We start from the raw sequence: 14,043 nt of genomic DNA on the forward strand, positions 1-14,043 counted from the left end.
CCTTAACCTGCGGTGAATTCGGTGTACTCGTCCGCGGAGAGCAGGTCGGCCGGCTCGTCCGTGACCCGGACCTTGAACAGCCAGCCGCCCTCGAAGGGGGCCGAGTTCACCAGGGACGGGTCGTCCACGACGTCCTGGTTGGCCTCGACGATCTCGCCGGTGACCGGGGCGTACAGGTCGCTGACCGACTTGGTCGACTCCAGTTCGCCGCAGGTCTCGCCCGCGGTCACGGTGTCACCGACCTCCGGGAGCTGGACGAACACGACATCGCCGAGCGCGTTGGCCGCGTGCTCCGTGATGCCGACCGTCGAGACGCCGTCCTCGGCGCCCGACAGCCACTCGTGCTCCTTGCTGTAGCGCAGCTGCTGGGGGTTGCTCATGGCCTGAATTCTCCTGTACGCGGGGGAGTGCTGATGAAGCGGGGACGGTGGGGGACCGGGCGAGCCGGCCCGGTGGTGCCCGGCGTCACGTCTCGACGTCCGGGGCCGGGGTCGTGCGACGCCCGGGGACGGATGTCACGCGGGGCGCCGTGGGACCGGTGTCGGTGTCCGACGACCAGTGTCACTTCTGGCGCTTGTAGAACGGCAGCGCCACGACTTCGTACGGTTCGTGGCTGCCCCGGATGTCCACGCCCACACCGGTCGTGCCGGGAGCGGCGTGCGCGGCGTCGACGTACGCCATGGCGATCGGCTTGCCGAGCGTGGGGGAGGGGGCGCCGGAGGTGACCTCGCCGATCACCTCGCCGCCGGCGACGACGGAGTAGCCGGCGCGCGGCACGCGGCGGCCCTCGGCGACGAGCCCGACGAGCACCCGCGGGGGGTTGTCCTGCGCCCGGGCGGCGGCCTCGGTGAGAGCCTCGCGGCCCACGAAGTCGCCCTCCTTCTCGAACTTCACGACCCGCCCGAGACCCGCGTCGAAGGGGGTGAGCGACGTCGTCAGCTCGTGCCCGTACAACGGCATGCCCGCCTCCAGGCGGAGCGTGTCACGGCAGGACAGCCCGCAGGGCACGAGGCCCGCCGGGGCGCCCGCCTCGGTCAGCGCCTGCCACAGCTTCTCGGCGTCGGACGGCGCCACGAACAGCTCGAAGCCGTCCTCGCCGGTGTAGCCGGTGCGCGCGATGAGCGCCGGGACGCCCGCGACCGTGCCGGGCAGGCCCGCGTAGTACTTCAGGCCGTCCAGGTCGGCGTCCGTGAGGGACTTCAGGATGCCGGGGGACTCCGGGCCCTGGATCGCGAGCAGCGCGTACGCGTCCCGGTCGTCGCGCACCTCGGCGTCGAAGCCCGAGACCCGCTCGGTCAGCGCGTCCAGCACCACCTGGGCGTTGGAGGCGTTCGCGACGACCATGTACTCCTGCTCCCCGAGCCGGTACACGATCAGGTCGTCGAGGATGCCGCCGTCCGCCCGGACGATCATGGTGTAGCGGGCCCGGCCGACACCGACGGAGCCGATGTTGCCGACGAGGGCGAAGTTCAGGAAGGCGGCGGCCTGCGCACCGGTGACCGTGATCTCGCCCATGTGGGAGAGGTCGAAGAGGCCGGCCTTCGTGCGGACGGCGAGGTGCTCGTCCCGCTCGGAGCCGTAGCGCAGCGGCATGTCCCAGCCGGCGAAGTCGGTCATCGTCGCGCCGAGTGAGCGATGCAGGGCATCGAGCGCGGTGTGACGGGGGGCGTTACTGCTCATCGGTGGGGCTCCCAAGGCATGACGGCGAGGTCGTTCCTCCCCATCTGTCATCGGAACCTGAGAGGTTCATCACGACCCCGCGAACCGGTGGTCCTGATTTGCACCTTGGGTGGAGCCACTGGTCAGCGGCCCGCTTTTCAGATGTGCCTCGCCCGCGCGGTATCGGGGCCTGAGAGATTCAAGGGAGGGACTTGCTCCTTCGGCGCCCGGGGTCTCATGCCCCCGGGACTCTCCCGCGCGGATTCAAGCGGCCGGTATGCAGTTGGCGGGCACATCATTGCACGCATCCGTGAAACACGGCAGGGGCGGCCCGTCCCGCGGGCCGGGCGGGACCTGTGACCGGTCTGTGGCAGGACGAGGACGGAAACGAGAGGCGTTCCGCATTACCTTCTCTTTACACTCGACGGGGATGGGACTCCGGAACCAAGGGGGAGGACGATCAGGGTGAACAGGACCACGGCGTACGCGACGAGTTCGGGACTCGCGTTGCCCGACCAGCCCGGTGTCCCGGCCCGGGAGGCGTGCGGACCGAGGACCGGGCCCGTCGTCCGCGACCTGCGCGAGCGCGCGGGGCGCAGCCCGCACGGTCTGTCCTTCGGTGCCGCCGACCTGGTGGTGGTGACCGGCCTGCCCGGCAGCGGCAAGTCGACGCTGATGCGCAAAGCCGTGAGCGGCGCCCGCATCGACTCCCAGGACACCCGCGACCGCTGGGACACCCGGCTGTCCCGCTTCGTGCCGTACGCGCTCTACCGCCCCCTCGTCCGGCTCGCGCACTACGCCGGGCTGCGCCGGGCGCTGCGCTCGGGAGCCGGTGTCGTGGTCCACGACTGCGGCACCCAGGCCTGGGTGCGCCGCTGGCTCGCCCGGGAGGCCCGCCGCCGGGGCGGCACCCTGCACCTGCTGCTCCTCGACGTCCCGCCGGACGCGGCCCTGGACGGCCAGCGCGAGCGCGGCCGGGGGGTCTCGCGCTACGCCTTCCTGCGCCACCGCCGGGCGGCCGGCCGGCTGCTGCGGTCCGTCGAGACCGGCGCGCTGCCCAAGGGCTGCGGCTCGGCGGTCCTGATCGACCGGGAGGCGGCGGACGTGCTGCGCCGGATCGACTTCGGCGACTGATCCCCGTACCCGCGCACCGGCTAGGGTTTCCAGCCGGAACGACGGTTCACAGCAGGCGGTAGACAGATGGACTTCCCGGCACAGGCGCACCCGCACCCCCATCCGCACGGCGGATGGCCCGGCAACGAACTGGAGGAGGTGCTCTCCGCGTCCCTCGGAGTCCCCTCGGCCGGCGCCCGGATCGTCGAGGTCCTCGGCCGCAGCTTCCTGTGGATCCCGCTGCCGAACGGCGGCGGTCCGCACAGCGGCCCGCTCGACCTGCCGACGCTGGAGATCGAGGGGCAGGCGTACGTCCCGGTCTTCAGCTCCGAGGAGCAGTTCCGCCAGGTCGCCGGGGCGCACATGGCGTACACGATCGCGCCCGCCGTCGAGTTCGCCCGCGGCCTGCCCCCACAGGTGGGGCTCGCGGTCAACCCGGACGGCGTGGTCGGCGTGCCGCTGCCGCCGCCCGCCGTCGCCGAACTGTGCCGCACCGGCCGTACCCCGCTGGACGGGCCCGCCAGCGGAGGCCGGGTCCGGCTCTTCGAACCGGACTGGCAGGAGGACCCGGTGGACTTCCTGGCCGCTGCCTCGGCCGAGTTCGCCGCCACCGGGGTGGTCCTGACCGCGCGCCGCTGCCTGGCCAGCATCGAGGGCGGCGACCCGGTGATGTTCGTCGGCGTCGAGCTGTCCGACTGGGAGGGCCCCGCGCGGACCTACCCGCTGGACGCCCTCGGCCGGGCGCTCGGCCGGGTCCCGGTCGACCGCCCGGTGAACCTGGTCCTGCTCGACGTCGCCCAGGATCCGGTGGGCGACTGGATGCGCGCCCAGGTGCGGCCCTTCTACCAGCGGGAGTACTGAGCGGGCGGGGCCGGGCCCCCGCCGGGTGCCCGACGCCACGCGGGCCGGTGAAGCCGAGCGTCAAGTTCCTGTCAGGAACGCCGCTTAAGCTGGTTTCATGGCTCGGTCGAGGTGTCGACGTGCTCCCGGACGGGAAGCCGTGCGAGCGCCCCGGGGGGCAATGGGTGAGTTCATGATGATCTGTTCGCGAAGGGGCGGTTGAGGGTGAGCGCGTCGGGCACGGCCGCGGCCGGGCAGGTCGAGCACATGCTGCGCCAGGTGACGCCCGGGCGTTACGACGCCTACGAGGCGCTCCTCCGTGCGCTCGCGACCCCGTCGAACGGCCAGATCTGGATGCTGCTCTGGCACGGCCAGGCGGGCTCCCAGGACGCCCAGTACGGGAACATGGAGGTGGGCGGCTACGGCTACGCGCCCTGTGTGACCTCGGCCCAGGAGCTGTCCGCCAGCGGCTGGAACCGCTCGTACGAGGTCGTCGACGGCCTCGACGTCGCCCGCACCCTCTATCCCGACCACTTCGGGCTCTGGCTGAACCCGCACGCCCCGGGCGGCGGCGTCGGGATCCCGTGGCTGGACCTGCGGCGCATCGCCACAGGCCTGGAACGACAGCCCGCGGGACCGCTGCGGCTCTCCGAACCGGGCATCGAGATCCCCCAGTTCTACGCCCTCCTCACGCAGAACGCGCACCGCACCCCGGCCGTGCGGTCGCTGCGCCGTGCCTGGGTGCAGCCGGCGCTCGGAGCGCCGTACCTGGCGATCGGCCTCGACGTCTACGACACGTCGCCGTCCGCCGTCGACTCGGTGCGGGCGATGATGCAGCAGTCCGTCGGCGCGGTCCCGGACGGGCTGCCCGTGTCGACCGTCGCCATGTCCGACGAGTACGACCCGGTGGCGATGTGGCTGCGCGCGAGAGCGCGGCCCTTCTACGACCGCGATGCCCACGCGGCGCCCGCCCAGGCTCCCGCGGCCGGCGGCTACGGCTACCCGCAGCCGCGTCCGTACTGACCCCGCGACCGCGTCCGTACTGACCCCGCGACCGCGTCCGCGCCGGCCCGCGACGCGTCCGCGCCGGCTCCGAACCGACGCCCCGGGCACCCTGAAATCGGCGCTCCGGCACGCCCTTTGAAACGGGCTCCGGGCGCTGACCAGCGTGCTCGAACGCGTAAGTGCGTGATGTCCGTGTTGCGGACGAAGGGAGAGGAAAGCGTCCCCCGTGGACCCTTCCGGCTCAATTGCCCCGCGTCCGACCCCCGTTACCCGCCGTCCGGATAACGGAACCCCCCAGAGCGCATCACGTTTGCGCATCCATTCACCGTCAAGTCTGGCAACAGATCGCCGAGGCGTTGAAGACTCCCGGTCCAGGGGTGTTCGCCCCTTTGTACGACGGACTGATCATGCCGCTACAGCGGCACGTGTGGGCCGGCTACCGCCGGTTGAGAGGGGTCCCTGCCACGATGACGGCACCATTGCACGAGCCGACCGCTGAAGCGGCCCCGAGCGCTGCCGAGGAAGCGGCGGTTGTCAGCGCCGATCCGAAGGCGGTTCAAGGACGCTCTCTCGGCCGGATCGCCTGGGAGCGCCTCAAGCGGGACAAGCTGGCCCTCACGGGCGGCGTCGTCGTGCTCGTGCTCATCGTGATCGCGATTCTCGCGCCGGTGATCGCCAACCTGGTGGGCCAGGACCCCGAGTCGCACCACGAGGACCTGATCGACCCGCTGTTCTCCACGCCCACGGGATCCCTGGGCGGCATCAGCGGGGACCACCTCCTCGGCGTCGAACCGGTGAGCGGCCGCGACATCTTCGCCCGCATCATCTACGGAGCCCGCATCTCGCTCCTGGTGGGCTTCCTGTCCGCCCTGGTCGCGGTGGTCCTCGGAACCGTCCTCGGCATCCTCGCGGGCTTCTTCGGAGGCTGGGTGGACGCGGCCATCAGCCGTGTGATGGACGGTCTCCTCGCCTTCCCCCAGCTGCTGTTCATCATCGCCCTGGTCTCGGTCATGCCGAACGAGATGCTGGGCCTGACGGGTACCGGCGTGCGCCTGTTCGTCATGATCCTGGTGATCGGCTTCTTCGGCTGGCCCTATGTCGGCCGCGTGGTGCGCGGCCAGACGCTCTCGCTGCGCGAGCGCGAATACGTGGAGGCGGCGCGGAGCCTGGGCGCCGGGCGGTTCTACATCCTGTTCAAGGAACTGCTGCCCAACCTCATCGCGCCCATCATCGTGTACACGACGATGATGATCCCGACCAACATCCTCACCGAGGCGGCGCTCAGCTTCCTGGGTGTCGGCGTCAAGCCGCCGACCGCCTCGTGGGGACAGATGCTCTCCTCGGCGATCGACTACTACGACTCGGATCCCATGTACATGGTGATCCCGGGTGTGGCGATCTTCGTCACCGTGCTCGCCTTCAATCTCTTCGGTGACGGCGTGCGTGACGCGCTCGACCCGAAGGCTTCCCGCTGAACTGCCGTACCCCCGGGGCCTGTGACTCATCCACAGGCCGCCTACATCATTTCGGAGGATCCGAGATCGTGACTACCCAACGCACCACAGGGCGGCGCAAGCAGGCCGTGGCCGCAGCTGCAGTGGTCGCAGCACTGCTGAGCACGGCTGCGTGCGGCGGCGGCGACGACGACAAGAGCGGCGGCAAGAACGGCGGCGCAGCCGGCTTCAACGCCGGTAACAACAAGGTCGCCAACGCCTCGTCGAAGAAGGGCGGCGAGCTGAAGTTCGCCAGCGCCCAGGACGCCGACTCGTGGGACACCACGCGCGGCTACTACGGCTTCGCGTGGAACTTCATGCGCTACTACAGCCGTACGCTCGTCACGGGCAAGGCCGAGCCCGGCGCCGCCGGTGCCGAGCTCGCCCCGGACCTCGCGACCGGCCTCGCCAAGGTCACGGACGACGGCAAGACCTACACGTACACCCTGCGCGACGGGGCGACGTGGGAGGACGGCAAGCCGATCACGTCCCAGGACGTCAAGTACGGCATCGAGCGCCAGTGGGCGCAGGACGTGCTGTCCGGCGGCCCGGTCTACCTGAAGGACGTCCTGGACCCGAAGGGCGAGTACAAGGGCCCCTACAAGGACAAGTCCAAGGACAAGCTCGGCCTGAAGGCCATCGAGACGCCCGACGAGAAGACGATCGTCTTCAAGCTGCCGAAGGCGAACTCGGACTTCGAGGACATGCTCGCGCTGGCCTCGGCCGCGCCGGTGCGCCAGGACAAGGACACCAAGTCCAAGTACGGTCTGCACCCGTTCTCCTCGGGCCCCTACAAGTTCCAGGGCTACACCCCGAACAAGAACCTGACGCTGGTCCGCAACACCGAGTGGAAGCAGTCCTCGGACCCGATCCGCAAGGCGCTGCCGGAGAAGATCTCGATCAAGTTCTTCACCAACGCCAACGACCTGGACCAGCGCCTGATCGCCGGCGACTACGACCTGGACCTGGCGCAGACCGGCCTGTCGCCGCAGGGCCGCACCACCGCCCTGAAGCAGCACAAGGGCAACCTGGACAACCCGGTCTCCGGCTACATCCGCTACGCGGTCTTCCCGCAGACGGTCAAGCCGTTCGACAACGAGCACTGCCGCAAGGCCGTGATCTACGGGGCCGACCACAAGTCCCTGCAGACCGCGCGCGGTGGCCCGGTCGCCGGTGGTGACATCGGCACCAACATGCTCCCGCCGTCCGTCCCGGGCTCCGAGGGCCAGAAGTACGACCCGTACAACGCCGCGAAGAACGACGGCGCCGCGGACATCACCAAGGCCAAGGAAGAGCTCAAGGCCTGCGGCAAGCCGAACGGCTTCAAGACCACGATCGCGGTCCGCAACAACAAGCCCGTCGAGGTCGCGACCGCCGAGTCCCTCCAGGCGTCGCTGAAGAAGATCGGCGTCACCGTCGACATCGAGCAGTTCGACGGTGCGCAGACCACCGGCATCATCGGCAGCCCTTCGAACGTGAAGAAGAAGGGCTTCGGCATCATCATCATGGGCTGGGGTCCGGACTTCCCGACCGTCCAGGGCTTCGGTCTCCCGCTGTGGTCCGGCAAGTACATCCTGGACAGCGGTAACAACAACTTCGCGATGATCGACGACAAGACCATCAACGGTCTCTTCGACGACTACGTGAACGAGCTCGACGAGTCCAAGAAGGTCGAGCTGGCCACGGAGATCAACCACAAGGTCATGGAGGGCGGTTACTACCTGCCCTTCGTCTTCGAGAAGTTCATCAACTGGCGTTCGAACCGGCTGGCCAACGTCTACACGACGGACAACTACAGCGGTCAGTTCGACTTCGTCAACCTCGGCGTGAAGTAATCCCGACCGGCGCACCCGCCATAAGGCACGAAAGGCAGGTGAAGGCCGGAGCGGTGTGAGCCGTGGGCCACCGGAAGACCTCCGGTGGCCCACGGCCCCGCCGTCGGGCCGAGAGCAGTGCTCGCTTACCTCATCAGGCGGCTCTTCGCCGCCGCAGTGATGCTGGTGGTCATCATTCTGGTGGTCTTCGGCATCTTCTTCCTTGTCCCGAAGTGGGCGGGTGTGGACCCGGCCACGATGTTCGTGGGCAAGCAGGCCGACCCCGCAGCCATCGAGGGCGTGCGGGAGAAGCTCGGCCTGGGCGACCCGATCTTCGTCCAGGTATGGGAGTTCTTCAAGGGCATCTTCGCGGGGCGCACGTACGCGTCCGGCGGTGACGTCACGAACTGCGCTGCTCCCTGCTTCGGTTACTCCTTCCGCAGCGAGCAGGCCATCTGGCCGCAGATCACCGACCGCTTCCCAGTGACCCTGGCTCTCGCGCTCGGTGCGGCCGTCCTGTGGCTGATCTTCGGTGTCGCGGCGGGCGTGCTCTCCGCGCTCAAGCGGGGTTCCCTCTGGGACCGCGGCGCGATGGTCGTCGCCCTCGCGGGCGTCTCCCTCCCCATCTACTTCACCGGTCTGCTGTCGCTCGCGATCTTCAGCTACGGGCTCGGCTGGCTCGACGCCCAGTACGTCCCGCTGGAGGACGGCTTCGGCGGCTGGTTCGGCGGCATGATCCTGCCCTGGATCACGCTCGCCTTCCTCTACGCGGCGATGTACGCGCGGATCACCCGGGCCACCATGCTGGAGGTCATGGGTGAGGACTACATCCGCACCGCCCGCGCCAAGGGCCTGCGGGAACCGGTCGTCATCGGCAAGCACGCCATGCGCTCCACGATGACGCCGATCCTGACCATGCTCGGCATGGACCTCGGCGCCCTCATCGGCGGCGCGATCCTCACCGAGACCACGTTCAGCCTCCCCGGACTCGGACAGGCGGTTCTGAAGGCGATCAGCGACAAGGACCTGCCCGTCATCCTCGGCGTCACGCTGATCACCTCCCTCGCGGTGATCGTCGCCAACCTCGTCGTGGACATCCTGTACGCCGTGATCGACCCCCGAGTGAGGCTCGCATGACCGAACTCAGCAAGAGCGGAGCAGCGGTCGGCGAGCCCGTCACCACCTCGCCGGCGCCCTCCGCCTTCCTCGAAGTACGCGACCTGAAGGTCCACTTCCCGACCGACGACGGCCTGGTCAAGTCCGTCGACGGGCTCAGCTTCACGCTGGAGAAGGGCAAGACCCTCGGCATCGTGGGCGAGTCGGGCTCCGGCAAGTCGGTGACCTCGCTCGGCATCATGGGTCTGCACACGGCCGGCCAGTACGGCAAGCGCAAGGCCCAGATCTCCGGTGAGATCTGGCTGAACGGCACCGAACTGCTGTCGGCGGACCCGGACTACGTGCGCAAGCTGCGCGGCCGCGAGATGGCGATGATCTTCCAGGATCCGCTGTCGGCGCTGCACCCGTACTACACGATCGGTCAGCAGATCGTGGAGGCGTACCGGATCCACCACAACGTCGACAAGAAGACGGCCAAGCGCCGCGCTGTCGAGATGCTCGACCGGGTGGGCATCCCGCAGCCGGACAAGCGTGTCGACAGCTACCCGCACGAGTTCTCCGGCGGTATGCGCCAGCGCGCGATGATCGCGATGTCGCTGGTCAACAACCCCGAGCTGCTGATCGCGGACGAGCCGACGACCGCCCTCGACGTCACCGTCCAGGCGCAGATCCTCGACCTCATCCGTGACCTGCAGAAGGAGTTCGGCTCCGCGGTCATCGTCATCACCCACGACCTGGGCGTCGTCGCGGAACTCTCCGACGACCTCCTGGTGATGTACGGCGGCCGCTGCGTCGAGCGCGGTCCGGCGGAGAAGGTGTTCTACGAGCCCCGGCACCCCTACACCTGGGGTCTGCTCGGCTCGATGCCGCGGCTGGACCGCGAACAGACGGAGCGCCTCATCCCGGTCAAGGGCTCCCCGCCCTCGCTCATCAACATCCCGTCCGGCTGCGCCTTCAACCCGCGCTGCCCGTACGCGGACGTCCCCAAGGACAACGTCACCCGCACGGTCCGCCCCGAGCTGTCCGAGGTCGGCAGCCAGCACTGGGCCGCCTGCCACATGACGCAGGAGCAGCGGGAGCGGATCTGGACCGAAGAGATTGCGCCCAAGCTGTGAGTGAGAACGCGGGAGACAACGCAGTGAGCATCCCTGCACAGAGCGGCGGCGCGACCCTCGCCAAGGATGCCGCCCACGGTGAGACCCTGCTCAAGGTGACCGGCCTCAAGAAGCACTTCCCCATCCGGAAGGGCCTTCTGCAGCGTCAGGTCGGCGCGGTGCGGGCCGTCGACGGCATCGACTTCGAGGTGCGCTCGGGCGAGACCCTGGGCGTGGTGGGCGAGTCGGGCTGCGGCAAGTCGACGATGGGCCGGCTGATCACGCGCCTGCTCGAACCGACCGCCGGCAAGGTCGAGTTCCAGGGCAAGGACATCACGCACCTCGGTGTGAGCGGCATGCGCCCGATGCGCCGTGACGTCCAGATGATCTTCCAGGACCCGTACTCGTCGCTGAACCCGCGCCACACCATCGGCACGATCGTCGGCGCTCCCTTCAAGCTCCAGGGCGTCACGCCCGAGGGCGGCATCAAGAAGGAAGTCCAGCGGCTGCTGTCGGTCGTGGGTCTCAACCCCGAGCACTACAACCGCTATCCGCACGAGTTCTCCGGCGGTCAGCGCCAGCGCATCGGCATCGCCCGCGCGCTCGCGCTCAACCCGAAGCTGGTCGTGGCGGACGAGCCGGTCTCGGCGCTCGACGTGTCGATCCAGGCGCAGGTCGTCAACCTCCTCGACGACCTCCAGGCGGAACTCGGTCTGACGTACGTGATCATCGCGCACGACCTCTCGGTCGTGCGGCACGTCTCGGACCGGATCGCGGTGATGTACCTCGGCAAGATCGTCGAGCTGGCGGACCGGGACTCGCTCTACAAGGCGCCGATGCACCCGTACACCAAGGCGCTGATGTCGGCCGTACCGATCCCGGACCCGGCGCGGCGCAACGCCAAGAGCGAGCGCATCCTGCTCAAGGGCGATGTCCCCTCGCCGATCGCGCCGCCCAGCGGCTGCCGCTTCCACACGCGGTGCTGGAAGGCGACGGAGATCTGCAAGACCACCGAGCCGCCGCTCCTGGAGCTGAAGCCCGGTCAGCAGGTCGCCTGCCACCACCCGGAGAACGCCGCGGACCAGGCGCCGCAGGACACCGTGCTGCTCACGGTGGCCCGCGAGGCGGTCGAGCTGGTGCCGGACGCGGTGCTGGCGGAGACGTCCTCGGTGGCGGTGCAGGCCTCCCTCAAGGACGCCGACCCCGCGTCGGCGGACACCGAGGCCGCGGAGCCGGTCGGGAAGACCCCGGCCGGGAGCCCCGCGGAGTCGGCCGTGGCGCCCGCCGCCGCGGCGCCCGCGACGGACGAGCCGGCGACGGACAAGGCCGTGACGGTCGAGCCCGTGACGGACAAGGCCGTGGCGGTCGAGCCGGCGACGGTCGAGCCGGCGACGGTCGAGCCCGTGACGGACAAGGCCGCGACGGACGAGCCCGCTGTGGAGCCGGGGACTGCGAAGCCCGCGACCGCGAAGAACGCGGACGAGACCGGGGACGCTCCCGGCAAGGAGTAGAGGCGTGTGTGCACAGGGGCGGGAGAGCGCGGGGGCGCTCTCCCGCCCCTGTTGCGGTGCGTAAGAATGTCGGGTGCTTCAGCAACTGTTCAGCCCCTCCGTCCAGCACACGCTCGACCTGGTCGGCATCTTCGTGTTCGCGATCTCCGGCGCCCTGCTGGCCGTCCGCAAGAACTTCGACGTCTTCGGCATCGCCGTGCTCGCCGAGGTCACCGCGCTGGGCGGCGGGCTGTTCCGCGACCTGGTCATCGGGGCCGTCCCGCCGGCCGCCTTCACGGACCTGGGGTACTTCATCACCCCGCTGCTCGCCGCGCTGCTCGTCTTCTTCCTCCACCCGCAGGTGGAGCGCATCCAGGTCGGGGTGAACGTCTTCGACGCGGCCGGGCTCGGCCTCTTCTGCGTCGCCGGCACCACGAAGGCGTACACCTACGGCCTCGGTCTCACGCCGTCGGCCGCGCTGGGGCTGGCCACGGCGGTGGGGGGCGGTGTGCTGCGCGACGTCCTGGCCAACGAGGTCCCCTCGCTGCTGCGCTGGGACCGTGATCTGTACGCGGTGCCGGCCATCGTCGGCGCCACGATGGTGGCCCTGTGCATCCGCTACGACGCGCTCTCGCCGTTCACCAGTGGGCTGGCCGTGGTGACGGCCTTCGTGCTGCGGCTGCTCGCGATGCGGTTCCACTGGCGGGCGCCGCGGGCCTGGAACCGGCGCTCGACGGTGCAGGAGACGGACGAGTGAGTCCGCGGTTCACGGGATCGCAACACTGAAAAGCTACCGCTTAGTAATCGCCTGTTGTACGGTTCAGGTATGTCAGAAGCAGCTTTCGTACAGGCCACGCGGGCCACGATCGGCGACAGCGAGTTCGACCGCGACACCGCGGTCACCCTGCGCGAGCCCGGCGTCTACGACATCGACCTGTCCGCCGGGTGGACGATCATCAGCGCCGTCAACGGCGGTTACCTGCTGGCCGTCCTCGGCCGCGCCCTGGGTGAGGCCCTGCCGCACCCCGACCCGTTCACGATCTCCGCGCACTACCTGACCGCCTCCCAGCCGGGCCCGGCGGTCGTGCGCACGGAGGTGGTACGGACCGGCCGCACCCTGTCGACGGGCCAGGCCTCCCTCTTCCAGTACGACGACGAGGGGCGCGAGGTCGAGCGGATCCGCGTGCTCGCCTCGTACGGCGACCTCGGCGCTCTGCCCGAAGACGTCCGCACCACCGCGCAGCCGCCCGGGATCCCGCCCGTGGAGCAGTGCTTCGGACCCCAGGACGGACCGGCGCCTGTGCCCGGCAGCTCCGCCATCACCGACCGGCTGATGCTCAAGCTCGACCCCTCGACGCTGGGCTGGGCCCTCGGGGCGCCCTCCGGCAAGGGCGAGATGCGGGCCTGGTTCGGTCTCGCCGACGGCCGCGACCCCGACCCGCTCTCCCTGCTCCTCGCGGTCGACGCGCTGCCGCCGACCGCCTTCGAGCTGGGCCTGTCCGGCTGGGTGCCGACGGTCGAGCTGACGGTGCACGTGCGGTGCCGCCCGGCTCCGGGTCCCCTCCGGGTCTCCATCACCACCCGCAACCTCGCCGGCGGCTTCCTGGAGGAGGACGCCGAGGTGTGGGACAGCGCGGACCGGCTGGTCGCGCAGTCCCGTCAGCTCGCCCGCGTCAGGCTCGGCTGACCCTCCCGCACGCGGAGACCAGGGGCCGGCGGCCCAGCCAGGCCGCCAACTGCCCGTAGGTGTCCGCTCCTTCGGCAGCCGGCACCACCGACGCGAAGTGCCCGCCGGGCTCGCGCCGCTCGTCGGGCAGGACCCGGCGGGCGACGGAGAGCGCGAACCCGGCGAGCTCCGGGTCGAGCGGCAGCGGACGGCCGAGGGACTCCGAGAGGTCCCAGGCGTGGGTGACGGCCTCCATCACGTAACCCGACAGGGCGGCACGGCCCGGAACCTCGCCCCAGGGCACCCGCACCGGGGCGTCCAGCCGGGTGTCGTCGCTCCAGGCCCGTCGGACCCGCGCGGCGGCCTCGGCATACGCCGGCTGCCAGCGCTCGTCCGGGACCTCGTCGGCGTACGGGCTCAGCGCGAGTCCGTCCCCGCCCTCGCCGATCACGGCGATCCGGCGGGTGCCGCCGACCAGGTGCGAGAGCAGCCGCCGCACGTCGTACTCGGCGCACGGCGTCGGTCCGGTCAACCGGTCCGCGCGGACCGTCCCGATCAGCGCGGCGATCTGCTCCGCGGCGCGGGCGTACAGGGGGCGGGGGTCGGGGGCGGCGTTCATGTCGCACCTCTCGTGGTGTCGCATCGGGTGCCGTCGGGGGCCAAGTGCCTCGGGGTGCCACGCACCCGCGGGACCGCCGGCCCGCCCGGTTCCCACCGGGCTCGACGGATCGGCTCCGGGAGCCGATGCGCAGA

General features: G+C 70.2%; 13 protein-coding genes and 2 riboswitches. Of the genes, 10 read left to right on the forward strand and 3 right to left on the reverse strand.

What is annotated here, in order from left to right; all coding sequences use genetic code 11:
• Window positions 1-2: 2 nt before the first annotated feature.
• Together gcvH and gcvT are read right to left on the reverse strand one after the other, a co-directional pair.
• Window positions 3-380: a glycine cleavage system protein GcvH gene (gene gcvH, locus ACZ4NT_RS10965; RefSeq protein WP_121406086.1), complete on the reverse strand. Its 378-nt coding sequence runs from the start codon at window positions 378-380 to the stop codon at window positions 3-5.
• Window positions 381-561: 181 nt separating this feature from the next.
• Window positions 562-1,680: a glycine cleavage system aminomethyltransferase GcvT gene (gcvT, locus tag ACZ4NT_RS10970; protein ID WP_121406087.1), complete on the reverse strand. Its 1,119-nt coding sequence runs from the start codon at window positions 1,678-1,680 to the stop codon at window positions 562-564.
• 34 nt (window positions 1,681-1,714) lie between these two features.
• A riboswitch (glycine riboswitch) is annotated at window positions 1,715-1,827 on the reverse strand.
• Window positions 1,828-1,926, reverse strand: a riboswitch (glycine riboswitch).
• A 198-nt stretch (window positions 1,927-2,124) separates the two neighbouring features.
• Between gcvT and ACZ4NT_RS10975 the strand changes: the two genes are divergently transcribed.
• The 10 genes from ACZ4NT_RS10975 to ACZ4NT_RS11020 all read left to right on the forward strand — a co-directional run bounded on the left by ACZ4NT_RS10975 (window position 2,125) and on the right by ACZ4NT_RS11020 (window position 13,311).
• Window positions 2,125-2,793 carry an AAA family ATPase gene (locus ACZ4NT_RS10975; RefSeq protein WP_121406088.1) on the forward strand — a complete coding sequence of 223 codons (669 nt, stop codon included), beginning with the start codon at window positions 2,125-2,127 and terminating at the stop codon, window positions 2,791-2,793.
• A 66-nt stretch (window positions 2,794-2,859) separates the two neighbouring features.
• Window positions 2,860-3,633, forward strand: a complete 774-nt coding sequence (locus ACZ4NT_RS10980; protein ID WP_121406089.1) for an enhanced serine sensitivity protein SseB — start codon at window positions 2,860-2,862, stop codon at window positions 3,631-3,633.
• Window positions 3,634-3,837: 204 nt separating this feature from the next.
• Window positions 3,838-4,635, forward strand: coding sequence for an enhanced serine sensitivity protein SseB C-terminal domain-containing protein (locus ACZ4NT_RS10985; protein WP_121406090.1), 798 nt, complete (start codon window positions 3,838-3,840; stop codon window positions 4,633-4,635).
• A gap of 449 nt (window positions 4,636-5,084) precedes the next feature.
• Window positions 5,085-6,092, forward strand: coding sequence for an ABC transporter permease (locus ACZ4NT_RS10990; protein ID WP_121406091.1), 1,008 nt, complete (start codon window positions 5,085-5,087; stop codon window positions 6,090-6,092).
• Window positions 6,093-6,160: 68 nt separating this feature from the next.
• Window positions 6,161-7,945 carry an ABC transporter substrate-binding protein gene (locus ACZ4NT_RS10995; RefSeq protein ID WP_121406092.1) on the forward strand — a complete coding sequence of 595 codons (1,785 nt, stop codon included), beginning with the start codon at window positions 6,161-6,163 and terminating at the stop codon, window positions 7,943-7,945.
• A gap of 117 nt (window positions 7,946-8,062) precedes the next feature.
• Window positions 8,063-9,061, forward strand: coding sequence for an ABC transporter permease (locus ACZ4NT_RS11000; RefSeq protein WP_121406093.1), 999 nt, complete (start codon window positions 8,063-8,065; stop codon window positions 9,059-9,061).
• Window positions 9,058-10,155: an ABC transporter ATP-binding protein gene (locus ACZ4NT_RS11005; protein ID WP_121406094.1), complete on the forward strand. Its 1,098-nt coding sequence runs from the start codon at window positions 9,058-9,060 to the stop codon at window positions 10,153-10,155. Before ACZ4NT_RS11000 ends, ACZ4NT_RS11005 begins: the two co-directional genes overlap by 4 nt.
• 23 nt (window positions 10,156-10,178) lie before the next feature.
• Complete coding sequence (locus ACZ4NT_RS11010) at window positions 10,179-11,645, forward strand: ABC transporter ATP-binding protein (RefSeq protein WP_467724766.1); 1,467 nt, start codon at window positions 10,179-10,181, stop codon at window positions 11,643-11,645.
• A gap of 73 nt (window positions 11,646-11,718) precedes the next feature.
• Window positions 11,719-12,381: a trimeric intracellular cation channel family protein gene (locus ACZ4NT_RS11015; RefSeq protein WP_121406096.1), complete on the forward strand. Its 663-nt coding sequence runs from the start codon at window positions 11,719-11,721 to the stop codon at window positions 12,379-12,381.
• A gap of 69 nt (window positions 12,382-12,450) precedes the next feature.
• Window positions 12,451-13,311, forward strand: a complete 861-nt coding sequence (locus tag ACZ4NT_RS11020) for a thioesterase family protein (RefSeq protein WP_121406097.1) — start codon at window positions 12,451-12,453, stop codon at window positions 13,309-13,311.
• On the opposite strand, the gene ACZ4NT_RS11025 is transcribed toward ACZ4NT_RS11020, so the two are convergent.
• Window positions 13,298-13,909, reverse strand: a complete 612-nt coding sequence (locus tag ACZ4NT_RS11025) for a TIGR03086 family metal-binding protein (protein ID WP_121406098.1) — start codon at window positions 13,907-13,909, stop codon at window positions 13,298-13,300. The genes ACZ4NT_RS11020 and ACZ4NT_RS11025 overlap by 14 nt on opposite strands.
• Window positions 13,910-14,043 lie beyond the last annotated feature (134 nt).

The organism is Streptomyces sp. NPDC026417 (assembly GCF_055567695.1).

Coding starts and splice junctions, on each gene's coding strand:
- ACZ4NT_RS10980 (WP_121406089.1), top strand. CDS start 2,860: ATGGACTTCCCGGCACAGGCGCACCCGCACCCCCATCCGCACGGCGGA.
- ACZ4NT_RS11020 (WP_121406097.1), top strand. CDS start 12,451: ATGTCAGAAGCAGCTTTCGTACAGGCCACGCGGGCCACGATCGGCGAC.
- gcvT (WP_121406087.1), bottom strand. CDS start 1,680: ATGAGCAGTAACGCCCCCCGTCACACCGCGCTCGATGCCCTGCATCGC.
- ACZ4NT_RS11025 (WP_121406098.1), bottom strand. CDS start 13,909: ATGAACGCCGCCCCCGACCCCCGCCCCCTGTACGCCCGCGCCGCGGAG.
- ACZ4NT_RS10990 (WP_121406091.1), top strand. CDS start 5,085: ATGACGGCACCATTGCACGAGCCGACCGCTGAAGCGGCCCCGAGCGCT.
- ACZ4NT_RS11005 (WP_121406094.1), top strand. CDS start 9,058: ATGACCGAACTCAGCAAGAGCGGAGCAGCGGTCGGCGAGCCCGTCACC.
- gcvH (WP_121406086.1), bottom strand. CDS start 380: ATGAGCAACCCCCAGCAGCTGCGCTACAGCAAGGAGCACGAGTGGCTG.